We start from the raw sequence: 16,046 nt of genomic DNA, 5'->3' as shown, positions 1-16,046 counted from the left end.
CCTGGCCGCGCCGGGGGGCACCGGCAAGTCGCTGCGCGCAGGGAACTTCGTCCTGCGCGCAGGGTGGCCCGGCGGGCCTCCGGTGCAGCGCGCCGCCGATGTGCGACGCCGCCACCGGACGGTGTCGGCCGGGCCCATTGAGGACCGGTGCCACCGGCAGAAGGCTGCCCGGTGAGCAGGTGCAGCCCGACTCGGCGCACCGGGACCACGGAGGGACGGGTATGCCGGTCACGATCGACATCGACACGGGAGGGACCTTCACCGACGTGTTCGTGGTGCGCGACGGCACAGTCCACACCGCGAAGACGCTCACCACCCCGCACGATCTCGCGCTGTGCTTCCGGGCGGCGGTGGAGGCCGCGGCGGAGCGTCTCGGCACCGGTGTGCCGGACATGCTGCGGGACACGGTCGCCGTCCGCTACGCGACGACCGTCGGGACGAACACGGTGATCCAGCGCAGCGGCCCCCGGCTGGGGCTGCTGACCGACGACACGACGATCGCGGCCGGGGGACCGGGGACCGGGGTCGGCACGTTCGTCGACACCGGGATGGTCGCCCGGGTCCCGGACGGCACGAGCGGCCTGGCGGAGACCCGGGGGCTGCTCCAGGACGGCGCCCGCGGGCTCGTCGTCGCCTCCGCCGACCCGGCCCGGGAGACGTCGATGGCCGCGACGTTCACCGAGCACCACCCCCGGCACTGCCTGGACGCGGTCCCGATGCTGCGGGCCGGTGAGCTGTCCGCGGGCAGGGACCCGGTGCGCGCGGCCGCCACCGCGCTGTTCAACGCCTACGTCCATCCCGACGTCGCCGACTACCTGTACCGGGCCGAGGACTATCTGCGCGACCAGGGTTACGCCCGGCCGCTTCGAGTGGTGCACAACGACGGCCGGGCCGCCCGGGTGGCGCGCACGGTCGCGGCGAAGACCTACAACTCCGGCCCGGCGGCCGGGCTGCTCGGGGCGGCCGCGGTCGCCCGGCACCACCGGATCCGCGACCTGGTCACCCTGGACATGGGCGGGACCAGCCTGGACGTGTCGGTCCTGCGCTCCGGCGAGGTCCCCTACCACGAGCACGGGGTGGTCGCCGGGGTGGAGATCGACCTCCCGCTGCCCGACCTGCTGGCCTTCGGCCTGGGCGGCGGCTCGATCGCCTGGGCCGACGGCACGGAGCTACGGGTCGGCCCACAGAGCGCCGGCGCCAGCCCCGGTCCGGCCTGCTTCGGCTTCGGCGGCGCCGAGCCGACCGTGACCGACGCCGATGCCGTGCTCGGTGTACTGCGGCCGGAGACCTTCCTCGGCGGGGGGATGGAGCTCGACGTCACCGCGGCCCGCCGGGTGTTCACCCCGCTCGCCGACCGGTTCGGGATCACGGTGGAGGAGATCGCGGCCCGCGCCCTGGACACCGCCCACCGCGCCGCGGGCACCGGGATCGCCGCCGAGCTGCACCGCCGCGGCGTGCACCCGGCGACGGTGACGGCGCTCGCCTTCGGCGGCAACGGCGCCACCCACGGCGCCGCGATCGCCGCGGCCGCCGGCATCCGCTCGGTCCTCGTGCTGCCGTTCGGTCCGGTGTTCTCCGCCTACGGCGCCTCGACCGTGGACGTCCGGCACGTGCACGACGCACCCGCCGACGGCGCCGACGGGGCGTCCCTTCGGGAGCGGGTGCTGCGCGACATGCGCGGGGAGGGGATCGCGGCGACGGACGTCGAGCTGACCGTGACCCGGGTCGGGCACGACGAGCACCGGCGGGTGGTGGTGGAAGGCGTCCACCGGTTGCCCCACCATCCACCGACCGGCCCTCGCCTCCCGGTGGCGACGGCGGGCGGGAGCACGAGCGACCGGCCGGTGTACTGGCCGGGACACGGACGGCTGGACACCGCGGTACTGCGCCCGCAGGGGCCGGCCGCCGGCACCGTCGTCACCGGCCCCGCGCTGGTCGACTCCGCCGACACCACCCTCTGCGTCCCGCCCGGCTGGACGTTGCGGGTCGACGACCACGGCGCCGCCCTGCTCGGCGCCCCGACCGGGGGGAGCGACCGATGAGCGACCGGATCCGCATCACCGAGTACCTGGTGATCGACCTGGCCACGGCGAGCTGGCACTGCGAGCGGTGTGACCACCGCATCGGGCCGGCCGGCGAGGACTACAAGCGCGGCCTGCTGCTGCACGACCGGGACCCGAGGGAGATCCACCCACCGCGCTTCGACGGTGGCCACGACGTCGCACCGGACCCGGCCTGGTGCCGGATCGTCGAGTACTACTGCCCCGGCTGCGGCGCGCAGGTGGAGGCGGAGTACCTGCCGCCGGGACACCCGCTGGTGCGGGACATCGAGATCGACCTCGACACGCTGGAGGCCCGATGAACGCCGTGCGCCGCACTCCCGGGAACAGCCCCTCGAACCGGGCAGAGATCAACGTCGACATCGGCGGCACCTTCACCGACTGCCTCGCCACCGACCGCGACGGCACCGTGTACACCGCCAAGGCGCTGACCACGCACCACGACCTGTCGGTCGGGTTCCTGCGCGCCGTCGGTGACATCGCCGCGGCGGCCGGCCGGGACACCGACGAGCTGCTCGCCGGCACCGGCGCCATCCGCTACGCCACCACGCTCGGCACGAACGCACTGATCGAGCGGACCGGCCCCCGGCTGGGCCTGATCACCACCCGCGGGCACACCGCCACCGTGCCGATCGGGCGGTGCCGCCAGTGGGCCGACGGGCTGCCCGCAGCGGCCACCCGCGACCTGCCCCGTGCCACCCGGCCGCAGCCACTCGTCGAACCGGAACGCATCGTCGGGCTGACCGAGCGGATCGACTCGGCGGGGCGGGTGGTGATCCCGCTCGACCCGGACGAGATCCGCGACCGGGTCCTCGACCTGGTCGACCAGGGCGTGCGCGGGTTCGTGGTGTGCCTGCTCAACGCCCACCTGAACGCGGCGCACGAGCAGCTGGTGCGCGAGATCGTGGAACACGAGTACCCCGACAGCTACCTGGGCCGGTTCCCGACGATCCTGTCCCACGAGGTGTCCGGCCGGGCGGGTGAGTACGCCCGGTCGATGACCGCCACGATCGACGCCTACCTGCACCGGTTCACCGCGGACCGGCTCTCCGCGCTGCGTGACGAGCTGCGCGCCCGGGGCTACCTCGGCGAGCTCCTGATGGTGCACAACAGCGGCGGGATGGGCGGGCTGGCCGGGACGTCGCCGATCCAGACCGTGCACGCGGGCCCGGTGTCCGGGCTGTACGGCAGCAGGCACATCGCCCGGGCCCGCGGCCTCGACAAGATCGTCACCACCGACATGGGCGGCACCTCGTTCGACGTCGGCATCGTCGTCGACGGATCGGTCCGCTTCTACGACTTCCATCCGGTGATCGACCGTTGGCACGTGCAGCTGCCGATGATGGACATCTCCGCGATCGGCGCGGGCGGCGGCTCGATCGCCCGGCTCGACCCGATCTCCGGTATCGCGGTCGGCCCCGAGTCGGCGGGCTCCACACCCGGCCCGGCCTGCTACGGGCAGGGCGGCACCGAACCCACCGTCACCGACGCCAACCTGATCCTTGGCCACCTCGCCGCGGACACCTACCACGGCGGCCGGCTGCCCCTTGACCTGCGGCGGGCCGAACGGGCCGTGGAACGCCGGATCGCCGGCCCGCTGGGAATCTCGGTCCCGGAGGCGGCACACCGGATCCGCCGGATCGTCGACGAGACGATGGGCGCCGAGATCTTCAAGGGGATCACCACCAAGGGCTACGACCCGCGGGAGTTCACCGTGCTCTCCTTCGGCGGCGGCGGACCGCTGCACGCCTGCGGCTACGCGGCGGCGCTGGACGCGCGCGAGGTCGTCGTCCCGCCGCACAGCTCGGTCTTCTCCGCCGCCGGCGCCGCCGGGCTGGAGCGGTTGCACATCTACGAGCAGTCCGTGTGGATGGTGCTGTTCAACCCGCTGACCAAGCAGCTGCTCACCGACATCGACGGGTTCAACGCGATCGTCGACGGCTTCCGGGAGCGTGCCCTGGCCGACTTCGCCGGCCAGGGCCACGGCCCGGACGACATCGTGACCGCCGTCGAGCTGGACATCCGGGCGCTCGGCCAGCTGGACGTGGTGACCGTCGCCAGCCCGGTCGAGCGGATCTCCGGCCGGGACGACCTGGTCGCCGTGCTGAAGACCTACTTCGCCGAGTACGGCGACCGGTTCGGTGATCTCGCCCTGACCCGGGAGGTCGGCGTCGCGATCGACACGGTCCGCGTCCGGGCCCGGATCCCGCGCCCGGCGCCGGCACCCAGGGCGCGTACCGCCGACGGATCCGATGCGCGCGCGGCGTTGCGCGGCCGGCGGGACTGCCGGTGGGGCGGCGCCGAGCCGGTCACCACCGACGTCTACGCCTATCCGGCCCTGACCCCCGGACACCGGATCGCCGGGCCGGCGATCCTCGAGGCCCCCGACACCACGATCGTCGTCGAGCCCGGCTGGCACGGCGAGCTCGACACCCACGGCTTCTTCCGGATGCGGCGAGAGGACCACCGATGAGCACCCCCGAGACGACCACCGGCAGCGACGACACCGAGGCGTTCCTCGACGACCTGCTGGAGAACCGGCCGGTGATGTACGGCCCGGACGCCGAGCTGACCGGCGAGTTCCGGCTGCGCCCGCGCACCGACCGCGAGGACGAGGCACTCGCCGCCGTGACCGACCCGACCGACCTGGCCGTCGGGCTCGGCCGGGTCGAGGCGGTGCTCGAGTCGAGCATGCAGATGCTCCAGCAGATCAGCGCTTCCTCCGCCGCCAAGTGGGGCGACCTCATCGTCGGCATCTACACCCGGGAGGGCGACTTCGCCGTCGCCACCTCCGGCGGGGTGAACATGTTCTCCGCGACGACCTCGCCGGTGCCGAAGTTCGTCAACCGGTACTGGGCCGACGAGCCCACCGTCGGGCTCGCCGAGGGTGACGTCTTCTACCACAACGACGCCAACTACGGCGGCACGCACAATCCCGACCACACCCTGCTGCTGCCGCTGTACTGGGCGGGCGAGCACATCGCCTGGATCGGCGCGGTCGTGCACGAGGGCGAGAACGGCGCCTCGCTGGACCAGGGCGGGCTCGCCGTGCGGGCCACCACCAAGTACGCCGAGGGCGTCCGGATCCCGCCGATGAAGATCGGTGAGGGCTACACGCTGCGCCGCGACGTGGTGAACATGTTCCAGAACCAGGTCCGCGACCCGCTGCTGTGGCTCACCGACATCCGCGCGAAGCTCGCCGGCGCCCGCGCCGTCGAACGCCGGATGCACGAGTTCATGGCCGAACGCTCGCCGGAGCTCCTGATCGCCACTCTGCGCTCGGTGCTGGAGAACACCGAGGCCGAGGTGCGCCGCCGGATCTCGGCCTGGCCGGACGGCACCTACCGCGGTGTCCACTTCGGCGACACGACCCTGCTGGAGGAGCGCCTGTTCAAGCTGAACGTCGAGCTGGACAAGCGGGGCGACACCCTCACCGTGCGGACCGCGGGCAGCGCCCCGGCCATCGACCGGGCGCTCAACACGCAGGCGCACTTCACCCGCGCCATGGTGGCGAACCTGTTCATGAACTTCCTCTACGGGGACCTGCCGCGCACCGCGGGGTTCATCGCCGCACTCGACTACGACCTGGAACCGGGCTCGATCCTCACCGCCGACACCGAGCACCCCTCGTCGCTGTCACTGACCACCATGTTCTGCCTGAACGCGGCGCTGCACCAGGCCGTCACCAAGGCGATGTTCGCCGCGCCCGGCCCGGCCAAGCCGATGGCGCCCTGGTACGCGATGATCCCGACCCTGCAGTACGGCGGCCTGACCCAGCACATGCAGGTCACCGCGAACGTCTCCACCGAGATGAACGCCGCCGGTGGCGGGGCGCGCTGCGACGCCGACGGCGAGCACGCCGCGGGCCCGGTGTTCGCGCCGGTGTCGGACTGGGGTGAGATGGAGACCCGCGAGTCCGAGCTCCCGCTGCTCGGGCTGTGGCGCGAGATCCCGGCCGACAACCACGGCTTCGGGCGGTTCCGCGGCGGCGCATCCGTCGAGTGGGCGTACATGCTCTACGGCAGCCAGATGTTCGGGTTCGGGATCACCAGCATGGGCGGCCGGTTCCCGGTGACCGCCGGCATGTTCGGCGGTTACGGCGGCAGCTGCACGCCGCTGACCCGGATCCGGCCCGACGGCGGGATCGAGGCGGTACGCGCCTGGCTGGCGGGCGGCGCGAAGGGAATCACCTACGACGGGCCGTCCATGGTCGCCGACCGCCCGTTGCCCGGGACCTACGAGGTCGGCAACCCCGTCCAGCCCGCCGACCCGGTCGCCGAGGGTGACATCTGGATCCAGCGGATGGGCGGCGGTGGCGGCTACGGCGACCCGCTCGAACGGGATCCGCGCGACGCCATGACCGACCTGCGGCGTGGCCTGATCAGCCCCGAGGTGGCGCGCCAGGTGTACCGGCTGGTGTGGGACCCGCAGCGGATGGAGCTCGACGGGGCGGCGACCGAGGCGGCCCGGACCGCCGAACGCGCCGACCGGATCGCCCGCGGCCGGCGCTACGACGACTTCGTGGCGGGCTGGCGCGCGGACACCCCACCCGAGCACCTGGGTTTCCTGGGGTCCTGGGAGTGGCCGGAGGGGCAGGGCTGAGCGGTGCTGTTCGTCCCCGTCCTCGACCAGGTCGCCGCCCGCATCGGGGGCGTACCTGTCGGCGCCCGCACCGATCCCGCCCGCTGGGCCTACCGGGTGCGGGACGCGGCCGCGCTCGCCCGGCCGGACTGGGTGGTGACCCACCACGACCCACAAGCCGAGGCGGACGCCGTACGGGCGGCGGGCGGTGATCCGCTGGACCGCCCGCTGCCCGGCTCCGCCGCGGTCGCGCCGCTGCTGGAGCTCACCCGGGTGCTCGCCGGGCTGTTCCCCCGCACGGCGGTGGCGGCCTCGCTCACCGGTCCCGTCGCGCTGGCCCGTGCACTCGCGGGCGGGGGGACGCCGGACCCGGAGCTGGTCACCGACTGTGCTGACGCACTGGCCGGTCTGGCGTCGGCACAGGTGGAGGCGGGGGCGACCCGGCTGCTCGTCTGGGAGTCCGACGAGCCGGGACCGGCGCCGGCCGACGCGCTGGCCCCGCTGCTGCGCCGGGCCGCGATCCTCGGAACCCCCGTGCTGCTCCGCGGCGGCCCCGTCCCGGCCACCGCGGGCGTGCTGCGTGCACGACCGGACGGCAGCGGTGACGCGCTGCTCGTCGATCCCGCCGTGTTCGCCCCGGACGGCACCGCGGCCGGCTTCGAGCGGGCCTGGTCGTCCTGGACCGGCGCCTCGGCGCCCGAGCTGGTGCTCACCGACGGCCCCGTCCCGTACGACTGCGACCTGGCGACGGTCCGTGCGGCGGGTGAACGCCCGATGTGACCTCCCCGACCGGCCCACCCGGTCCGGTTGACCGCCCCGTGCGGCGTGTGGTCGGCTCGTTCGCCGTCGATCACGGATCAGCTGCGCAGGGGACCATCAGGAGGCCAGGGGTGCACGGGGACTTCTACGACGTGCTGCACTCCCGCCGCGACGTCCGCACCGGGTTCCGGCCGGACCCGGTCGACGACGCCGTGCTCACCCGGGTGCTGGCGGCCGCGCACGCCGCGCCGAGCGTCGGGTTCTCCCAGCCGTGGGACTTCGTGCTGGTGCACGACGCCGCCGTGCGGGACCGGGTGCACGCACTGGTCGCCGAGCACCGCGAGCGGTACGCCGCGTCGCTGCCCGGCGCGCGGGCGGAGGCGCTGCGCGACATCCGGATCGAGGCGATCCGGGAGACCCCGCTGAACGTCGCCGTCACCGCCGACCCGACCCGCGGCGGCCGGCACACCCTCGGCCGGCACGGCCGGCCCGAGATGGGCACGTACTCGGCGGCGCTGGCCGTGCAGAACCTGTGGCTGGCGGCCCGCGCCGAGGGCCTGGGCGTCGGCTGGGTCAGCTTCTTCGACGACGCCGGGCTGGCCGCCGTGCACGAGCTGCTCGGCCTGCCCGGGCACGTGCAGCTCGTCGCCTACCTGTGCGTCGGGCACGTCGAGGAGTTCCCGGACCGGCCGGAGCTGGAGCAGCACGGCTGGGCCCGGCGCCGCCCGCTGGACTGGGCGGTGCACCAGGGGACCTGGGGCAACCGCGGGCTGCCCGGCGCCGCACCGGCCGCCCTGCTGGAGTCCACGGTGGACGCCGTCGGGCCGGTCGACGCGGCCGCCCGGGCCGCCGCCGCGGACCGGCTGGACCGGATGACGAAGCCGCGCGGCGCGCTCGGCCGGGTCGAGGACGTCGCCGTCGCACTCGCCGGGATCGCCGGGGAGCCGGTGCCCGCGGTGCCCGTGCCGGCCGCGGTCGCGGTGTTCGCCGCCGACCACGGCGTGCACGCCCGCGGCGTGACGCCGTGGCCGCAGGAGGTCACCGCGCAGATGGTCGCGAACTTCACCGGCGGCGGCGCCGTGGTGAACGCGTTCGCCCGCCAGCTCGGCGTCGAGGTGCAGGTCGTCGACGTCGGCGTCGCCGGCGAGCTGGACCCGGTCCCCGGGCTGCTGCCGCGCAAGGTCGCCCGCGGCACCGCCGACATGACCGCCGGGCCGGCGATGACCCGCGAGCAGGCCCGCACCGCGCTCGAGCACGGCATCGAGGTGGCCCGTGACCTGGTGGCCGCCGGGAACCGCTGCCTGCTCACCGGCGACATGGGCATCGCGAACACCACCGCGGCGGCCGCCCTGATCTGCGCCTTCACCGGCGCCGACCCGGCCGAGGTGACCGGCCGCGGGACCGGCGTCGACGACGAGACGCTGGCGCTCAAGACCGCGGTCGTGCGGGAGGCGCTGGAGCGCCACCGGCCCGATCCGGCCGATCCGCTCGGCGTGCTCGCCGCGGTCGGCGGGTTCGAGCACGCCGGGCTCGCCGGGCTGGTGCTGGGCGCCGCCGCGCTGCGGGTTCCGGTGCTGCTCGACGGCGTCTCGGCCGGTGCGGCCGCGCTCGCCGCGGCCGCGTTCGCGCCCGACGCGACCGGCTACTGCCTGGCCGGGCACCGCTCCGCCGAGCCGGGCGGGGCCGCCGCGCTGCGGCACCTGGGCCTCACCCCGCTGCTGGAGCTGGACATGCGGCTCGGCGAGGGCACCGGCGCGCTGCTCGCGCTCCCGGTGCTGCAGGGCGCGGCCCGGGCGATGGCCGACGTCGCGACCTTCGACAGCGCAGGGGTCACGGACAAGACCGATGGGTGACCCGCCGATCACCGTCGTCGGGATCGGCGCCGACGGGTGGGCCGGGCTGGCGGAGCCGTCCCGGGCGGCGCTGCGCGAGGCAGAGCTGCTGCTCGGCGGACCGCGCCAGCTCGACCTGCTGCCCGCCGACGTCGCGGGGGAGCGGCGGGCCTGGCCGTCCCCGCTGGTCCCGGCGCTGCCCGGGATCCTCGACGAGCTCGCCGGCCGCCGGATCGCGGTGCTCGCCTCGGGCGACCCGATGTTCTTCGGGATCGGCGCCACGCTCGCCCGGATCGCCGGGCCGGAGCGGCTGCGGGTGCTGCCGCACCCGTCGTCGGTGGCGCTGGCCTGCGCCCGGCTGGGCTGGGCCGCCGAGCACGTCCGGGTGCTCAGCGTCGTCGGCCGCCCGCTCGACGCGCTGCGCCGCGCCCTCGCGCCCGGCGCCCGGCTGCTCGTGCTCTCGGCCGGCGCCGGATCACCGGCCGAGATCGCCGCGCTGCTCACCGGCGCCGGCTGGGGCCGGTCCGGGCTCACCGTGCTGGAACGGCTGGGCGCCGGCGACGAGCGGACCGTCACCGGCACCGCGGCCGGCTGGCGCGGCGGGAGCGACCCGCTCAACGTGGTCGCGCTCGAGTGCGTCCCCGACGACGGCCTGCACCCGCCCGGCGAGACCCCCGGCCTGCCCGACGGCGTCTACGAGAACGACGGCCAGCTCACCAAGCGCGACGTCCGCGCCGTCACCCTGGCCCGGCTGGCGCCACGGCCCGGCGAGCTGCTGTGGGACGTCGGCGCGGGCTCCGGCTCGATCGGGATCGAGTGGATGCGCGCCCATCCGGCGTGCCGCGCGATCGCCGTCGAGTCCCGGCCGGAACGCGCGGAGCGGATCGTGCGCAACGCCGCCGCGCTCGGCGTCCCCGGCCTGCGGGTGGTCACCGGCAGCGCCCCCGGCGCGCTGGCCGGGCTGCCGGAACCGGACGTGGTCTTCGTCGGCGGCGGTCTCACCCGGGACGGCGTGTTCGACGCCTGCCTGGACGCCCTGCGCCCGGGCGGCCGGCTGGTCGCCAACGCGGTGACCGTGCAGACCGAGGCGCTGCTCGCCGCCGCGCACGCCGGGCACGGCGGCGAGCTGGTCCGGGTGCAGGTGGCCGTGGCCGAGCCGATCGGCCGGGGCACGGCCGCTCCGGGCGGGGCCGGGTTCCACGGCTGGCGGCCGTCGATGCCGGTGACGATCTGGACGTACGAGAAGGGGGACGCGCCGTGACGGTGCACTTCATCGGGGCCGGCCCGGGCGCGGTCGATCTGCTGACCCTGCGGGCCCGGGACCTGATCGCCGCCGCGCCGGTCTGCCTGTACGCGGGCAGCCTGGTGCCGCCGGAGATGCTGGACATCTGCCCGCCCGGGGCGCGCACCGTCGACACCGCGCTGATGACCCTGGACGAGATCCTCGACGAGATGGTCCGGGCGCACCGGCACGGCCTGGACGTCGCCCGGCTCGCCTCCGGCGATCCGTCGGTGTTCTCCGCGATGGCCGAGCAGATCCGCCGGCTGGAGATCGCGGGCGTGCCCTACGACGTGTGCCCCGGCGTCCCCGCCTACGCCGCCGCGGCCGCCGCGCTGGGCCGGGAGCTGACCGTCCCGACGGTCGCGCAGACCGTCACCCTCACCCGGGTCGCCGCCCGCGCCACCCCGATGCCGCCCGCCGAGGACCTCGCCTCGCTCGGGAAGGCCGGCGGCACCGTGGTGCTGCACCTGGCCGTGCACCGGATCGACGAGGCCGTCGACGCGCTGGCCCCCGCCTACGGCGGCGACTGCCCGGCCGCGGTCGTCGCGCACGCCTCCCGGGCGCACGAGATCGTGCTGCGCGGCACCCTGCAGGGGATGCCCAAGGCGGTCCGGGAGGCGGGCATCGAGCGCACCGCGGTGATCATCGTGGGGGAGGCGCTGGCCGCCCGGCACTTCCCCGACTCGCACCTGTACTCGAACGACCGCTGCCGGGACCTGCCTCAGTAGTCCTCGTGCCAGGCCCGGCCGTCCCGCTCGACCAGCGCGGTGGCCGAGGCCGGGCCGTTGCTCCCCGCCGCGTACGGACGCGGGTGCTGGCCGGTCGCCTCCCAGGTGCGCAGGATCGGCTCCGCCCAGGTCCAGGCGGCCTCGATCTCGTCGCGCCGCATGAACAGCGTCGGGTTGCCGCGCAGCACGTCCATCAGCAGCCGCTCGTAGGCGTCCGGCAGCCGGTCGCCGAAGGTGCGGGCGAACGACAGGTCCAGCGGCGCCGGGATCGGCCGGATCCCGCCGGGGCCGGGCTGCTTGGCGGTCATGTGCAGCCGCACCCCCTCGTCCGGCTGCAGCCGCAGCACCAGCCGGTTCGCCGGCAGCTCCTCGCCGAACGCCGGGAAGATCGAGTGCGGGACCGGCTTGAACTGCACCACGATCTCCGACGCGTGCGTGCCCAGCCGCTTGCCGGTGCGCAGGTAGAACGGCACCCCCGCCCACCGCCAGTTCGCGACCTCGGCGCGCAGCGCGACGAACGTCTCGGTCGTGGACCGCTCCCGCTCGCGGGCCGTGCCGGCCCGCGACTCGGCCAGCTCGGTGGCGTAGCCGGGCACCGCGGCGCCGTCGACCAGGCCCTCGGTGTACTGCCCGCGCACCGTGTCCCGCACCACGTCCGGGCCGTCCAGCGGGCGCAGCGACTGCAGCACCTTCAGCTTCTCGTCGCGGACGCCCTCGCCGTCGATCCGGGCCGGCGGCTCCATCGCGACCAGGCACAGCAGCTGCAGCAGGTGGTTCTGCACCATGTCCCGCAGCGCGCCGCTGCCGTCGTAGTAGTCGGCCCGGTTCCCGACGCCGATCGACTCGGACACGGTGATCTGCACGTGGTCGATCTGGCCGGCGTTCCACAGCGGCTCGAACAGCGAGTTCCCGAAGCGCAGCACCAGCAGGTTCTGCACGGTCTCCTTGCCGAGGTAGTGGTCGATCCGGAAGATCTGCTCCTCGGCGAACACCGAGCCGACCTCGTCGTTGATCGCGCGGGCCGAGGCCAGGTCGTGGCCCAGCGGCTTCTCCAGCACCACCCGGGTGCGGTCGTCGACGATGCCGGCCGCCGCGCTGCCCACGCAGATCCGGCCGAACAGCTGCGGCGCCGACGCCAGGTACAGCACCCGGATCCGCCGGTCCTGCGGTCCGAGCAGGTCGGCGAGCGCGGACCAGTCGTCGTCGGCGACGTCCAGCGTCACGTGGTGCAGCCGGCCGAGGAACCGCTGGTGCACCGCGTCGTCGGCGCACACGTCCACACCGGCCCAGCGCGGCGCGGTGGCCCGCAGCTCGGCGTCGACCTTGTCCCGGTAGCCGGCGTCGTCGAGACCGGACCGGGACACCGCGACGATCCGGGTGCCCGGCGCCAGCTGGTCGTCGCGGTCGCGCAGGTAAAGCGAGGGCAGGAGCTTGCGCATGGCGAGATCGCCGGTGCCGCCGAACACGACGATGTCGGCAGGATCCATGACGGGATGTGGATGCGGCACGAGCCGTCTCCTCGATCGATCGGGAACAGAGGTGCCTGTCGGAGCGCCGCTCAGGGCAGCCCTTCCGTACTGTACCGATTCCGATCGGGCTTTCAAAAGCCTAACCGGGCAGCGGGCCCGCGCCCTCGCTCGGCCGTCCCGGGAACACCACCGGCGCCGGCCAGCCGCGCTCGGCGTACGCGGCGCGCACCGCCGCCGTCACCGCGCCGACCCGGCCGGTGTCGCACAGCGCGATCACGCACCCGCCGAAACCGCCGCCGGTCATCCGGGCCCCGACCGCCCCGCCGGCCCGGGCCGCCGCCACCGCCACGTCCACGTGCGGCACGGTGATCTCGAAGTCGTCGCGCATCGACGCGTGCGAGGCGTCCAGCAGCGGGCCGATCTCCCGCGGATCCGCGCCACCGGAGAGCAGCGCCACCACCTGCAGCACCCGCTCGTTCTCGGTGACCACGTGCCGGGCCCGGCGCCGGATCCGCTCGTCGGCGATCCGCGGCAGGTCCGCCGGGCGCGCGTCGCGCAGCGCGGGCACGCCGAGCGCCGCGGCCGCCGCCTCGCAGTCGGCCCGCCGGGCGCCGTACTCGCCGTCCGCGTGCGCGTGCGGCGCCCGCGAGTCGATCACCAGCAGCTCCAGGCCGTGCGCGGGCGGATCGAACGGCACCAGCTCGACGGTGTCGTCGCGGGTGTCCAGGAAGACCAGCCGGCCGGGCCTGCCGTGCATCGACGCCATCTGGTCCATCCCGCCGGTCGGCGCGCCGACGAAGGCGTTCTCCGCGCGGCGGGCGATCCGGGCCAGCCCGGTCGGGTCGACCGGCACCCCGGCGAGCCCGGCCAGCGCCACCCCGACCGCGCACTCCACCGCCGCCGACGACGACAGGCCCGCCCCGACCGGCACGTCCGAGTCCAGCCGCAGGTCGACCTCGCCGACCGGGAACCCGGCCTCCCGGAACGCCCAGCAGGTCCCGGCCAGGTACGCCGCCCAGCCGGTCACCTCGCCCGGCGCCACCGTGGCCGCCCGGAACTCCACCACGCCGTCCTGCTGCGCCGACCGCACCCGGCTGGACCCGCCGGACACCGCCGACGCGGTCACCACCGCCCGGTGCGGCAGCGCGAACGGCAGCACGAACCCTTCGTTGTAGTCGGTGTGCTCGCCGATCAGGTTGACCCGGCCGGGGGCGAACCAGACCCCGGACGGCGCGGCCTCGGTGGACATCGCGACGCTCCTCACTGCGACGGGTGCGGGCGAGCATGCCCCGCGGGCCCGGGCCGGGCGCCGCCGGGGCAGGATCGGGGCGTGCCAGCCGATCTCGACGCCGCCCTGCGCAATCCGGTCCCGGACACCCTGAACGGCCGGCTGCGCGAGTTCGGCACGGTCCGCGGCCGGGCCGCCCGCTTCGCGCCGGACGTCTCCCCGTTCGGCGGCATGCCGCTGCACCCCGAGGACGGCGACTGGGCCGATCTCGCGGCGCTCTGCGGGCCCGGCGAGCCGGTCGTCCTGGTCCGCGCCGGCGACGGGCCGCCCGCCCTGCCGATCGGCTGGCGGCTGGAGCGGGCCTTCCCCGGCGTCCAGATGGACGGCTCCGCCGCGCCCGGCGAGCCGGACGACGACGCGATCGAGCTCGGCCCCGCCGACCGCGCCGAGATGGCCGACTTGACCGCCCGCACCGAGCCCGGCCCGTGGCTGGCCCGCACCGCCGAGCTCGGCCGGTTCCTCGGCATCCGGCACGACGGCAGGCTGGTCGCGATGGCGGGGGAGCGGATGCGCCTGGGCGGCACCGGCGGTGCCGGCGCCACCGAGATCAGCGCCGTCTGCACCGATCCGCTGTTCCGCGGCAAGGGCCTGGCCGGGCGGCTGGTCCGGGCGGTGATCGCCGGGATCGTCGCGCGCGGCGAACGGCCGCTGCTGCACGCCTCCGCGGTGAACACCGGCGCGATCCGGCTGTACCGGCAGATGGGCTTCGAGGTGAGCCGGGAGATGCGGTTCGACCTGCTGCGGACCCCGGACGGCGGGTGACCCCGGCCGGCCGGGGTCACCCGGCGCGGCCCGCCGGGGCGCTCACCGCGCGGTCCACCGCGGTCGCCGAGAGCACCTCGTCGAGCACCAGGATCGCGCAGCCGATCACGCCGCTGCGCCCGCTCAGCAGGCCGGGCTCGATCCGCAGGTTCTGCGTCGCGGTCGCCATCGACCGCCGGTAGATCGCCTCGCGCACCCCGGCGACCAGCGGATCGAACGCGCCGACCAGGTCACCGCCGATCGCCACCAGCGCCGGGTTCACCAGGTTCACCGCGGCGGCCAGCACCTCGCCGAGCCTGCGACCGGCGATCCGCACCAGCCGGACCGCGTCCGGGTCGCCCTGCTTCACCAGCGCCACCACGTCGGCGATCGAGGTCACCTCGCCGTCCGGCCGGCCCGCCGACAGGTCCCGCACCAGCGCCCGGCCGGACGCCAGCACCTCCAGGCAGTCGATGTTGCCGCAGCCGCAGCCGATCCCCGGGCCGTCGTGCACCGGGATGTGCCCGATCTCCCCGGCGGCGCCCCAGGCCCCGCGCTGCAGGAACCCGCCGGACACCAGCCCGGCGCCGACCCCGGAACCGATCTTCACCATCAGCAGGTCGTCGACGTCGGGATGCGCGGCGTGCTCGGCGAGCGCCATCACGTTCACGTCGTTGTCCACCCGGACCGGCACCGCGAAGCGCTCGGTCAGCAGCGGCGGCAGCGCGATCCGCTCCCAGCCGGGCAGCGAGGGCACGCCCACCGACCAGCCGTTGCGGTCGTCGACGGTGCCCGGGACGGACAGGCCGAGCCCGCGGATCCCCGCGTCGTCGGCGCCCGCGTCGAGCAGCAGCTTCTCCAGCGTGGTGACAGCGTCGCCGAGCAGCCGGTGCGGCCCCACCGAGGCGGGCAGGTCGACGACCGCCTCCGCCAGCACGGCGCCGGTGAGGTCGCAGACCGCCGCCTTGCTCCGGCTGACCCCGACCGACAGGGCCAGCACGGTGCCGCCCGCCGCGTTGAACTCCAGCCGCGCGGCGGGCCGCCCGCCGGTCGCCGCGGCGCCCACCACCTCGGTGACGAGGCCGTCGGCGAGCAACCGGTCGACCCGCGCGGCGACCGCGGTCCGGGACAGCCCCGTCTCCCGGCCGATCTCGGTCCGGGTGGCCGCGGTGCCGTCCCGGACCAGCCGGAAGATCTCGCCCGCCGTCGCGGGCGCGCTGGTCGGGGTGCGTCCTCGCATTCGTCCAGTCAACCACAGGGCTTTGAGCTGGCAAAACGCCGATCGGCTGACACTAACGTCTTGTGA

Annotated in this window: 12 protein-coding genes; 9 read left to right on the top strand and 3 right to left on the bottom strand. The window is 75.4% G+C overall.

Translation table 11 applies throughout. The features are described from left to right. Positions 1-221 precede the first annotated feature (221 nt). The 8 genes from ABD160_RS02215 to cobM all read left to right on the top strand — a co-directional run bounded on the left by ABD160_RS02215 (position 222) and on the right by cobM (position 11,242). Positions 222-2,042, top strand: a complete 1,821-nt coding sequence (locus ABD160_RS02215) for a hydantoinase/oxoprolinase family protein (RefSeq protein ID WP_344017862.1) — start codon at positions 222-224, stop codon at positions 2,040-2,042. Further along, a complete protein-coding gene (locus ABD160_RS02210; protein ID WP_344017861.1) occupies positions 2,039-2,362 on the top strand; it encodes an acetone carboxylase subunit gamma in 324 nt (107 codons plus the stop codon). The genes ABD160_RS02215 and ABD160_RS02210 overlap by 4 nt, the downstream gene beginning before the upstream one ends. After that, positions 2,359-4,533, top strand: coding sequence for a hydantoinase/oxoprolinase family protein (locus ABD160_RS02205; protein WP_344017860.1), 2,175 nt, complete (start codon positions 2,359-2,361; stop codon positions 4,531-4,533). Before ABD160_RS02210 ends, ABD160_RS02205 begins: the two co-directional genes overlap by 4 nt. Next, complete coding sequence (locus ABD160_RS02200; RefSeq protein ID WP_344017859.1) at positions 4,530-6,662, top strand: hydantoinase B/oxoprolinase family protein; 2,133 nt, start codon at positions 4,530-4,532, stop codon at positions 6,660-6,662. Before ABD160_RS02205 ends, ABD160_RS02200 begins: the two co-directional genes overlap by 4 nt. Before the next feature lie 3 nt (positions 6,663-6,665). Next, positions 6,666-7,421 carry a uroporphyrinogen decarboxylase/cobalamine-independent methonine synthase family protein gene (locus ABD160_RS02195; RefSeq protein WP_344017858.1) on the top strand — a complete coding sequence of 252 codons (756 nt, stop codon included), beginning with the start codon at positions 6,666-6,668 and terminating at the stop codon, positions 7,419-7,421. Between the two features lie 110 nt (positions 7,422-7,531). Further along, a complete protein-coding gene (gene cobT / locus ABD160_RS02190) occupies positions 7,532-9,253 on the top strand; it encodes a nicotinate-nucleotide--dimethylbenzimidazole phosphoribosyltransferase (protein ID WP_344017857.1) in 1,722 nt (573 codons plus the stop codon). Beyond that, the gene (cbiE, locus tag ABD160_RS02185) at positions 9,246-10,493 is read left to right on the top strand and encodes a precorrin-6y C5,15-methyltransferase (decarboxylating) subunit CbiE (protein ID WP_344017856.1); all 1,248 of its coding nucleotides are present in this window, start codon (positions 9,246-9,248) and stop codon (positions 10,491-10,493) included. The genes cobT and cbiE overlap by 8 nt, the downstream gene beginning before the upstream one ends. Further along, positions 10,490-11,242, top strand: coding sequence for a precorrin-4 C(11)-methyltransferase (cobM, locus tag ABD160_RS02180; RefSeq protein WP_344017855.1), 753 nt, complete (start codon positions 10,490-10,492; stop codon positions 11,240-11,242). The genes cbiE and cobM overlap by 4 nt, the downstream gene beginning before the upstream one ends. Here cobM and zwf read toward each other — a convergent pair. Then, positions 11,236-12,729, bottom strand: coding sequence for a glucose-6-phosphate dehydrogenase (gene zwf, locus ABD160_RS02175; RefSeq protein ID WP_344017854.1), 1,494 nt, complete (start codon positions 12,727-12,729; stop codon positions 11,236-11,238). The genes cobM and zwf overlap by 7 nt on opposite strands. A gap of 121 nt (positions 12,730-12,850) precedes the next feature. Further along, positions 12,851-13,960 (bottom strand): galactokinase, encoded by a 1,110-nt coding sequence (gene galK, locus ABD160_RS02170; RefSeq protein ID WP_344017853.1) that lies wholly within the window; start codon positions 13,958-13,960, stop codon positions 12,851-12,853. Between the two features lie 81 nt (positions 13,961-14,041). Between galK and ABD160_RS02165 the strand changes: the two genes are divergently transcribed. Further along, complete coding sequence (locus tag ABD160_RS02165; RefSeq protein WP_344017852.1) at positions 14,042-14,761, top strand: GNAT family N-acetyltransferase; 720 nt, start codon at positions 14,042-14,044, stop codon at positions 14,759-14,761. Positions 14,762-14,777: 16 nt separating this feature from the next. On the opposite strand, the gene ABD160_RS02160 is transcribed toward ABD160_RS02165, so the two are convergent. Beyond that, positions 14,778-15,980, bottom strand: coding sequence for an ROK family transcriptional regulator (locus ABD160_RS02160; protein WP_344017851.1), 1,203 nt, complete (start codon positions 15,978-15,980; stop codon positions 14,778-14,780). Positions 15,981-16,046: the final 66 nt, after the last annotated feature.

This window comes from Pseudonocardia kongjuensis (assembly GCF_039526905.1).
GTDB lineage: Bacteria > Actinomycetota > Actinomycetes > Mycobacteriales > Pseudonocardiaceae > Pseudonocardia > Pseudonocardia kongjuensis.
This window is presented reverse-complemented; position numbering and strand designations above follow the sequence as displayed.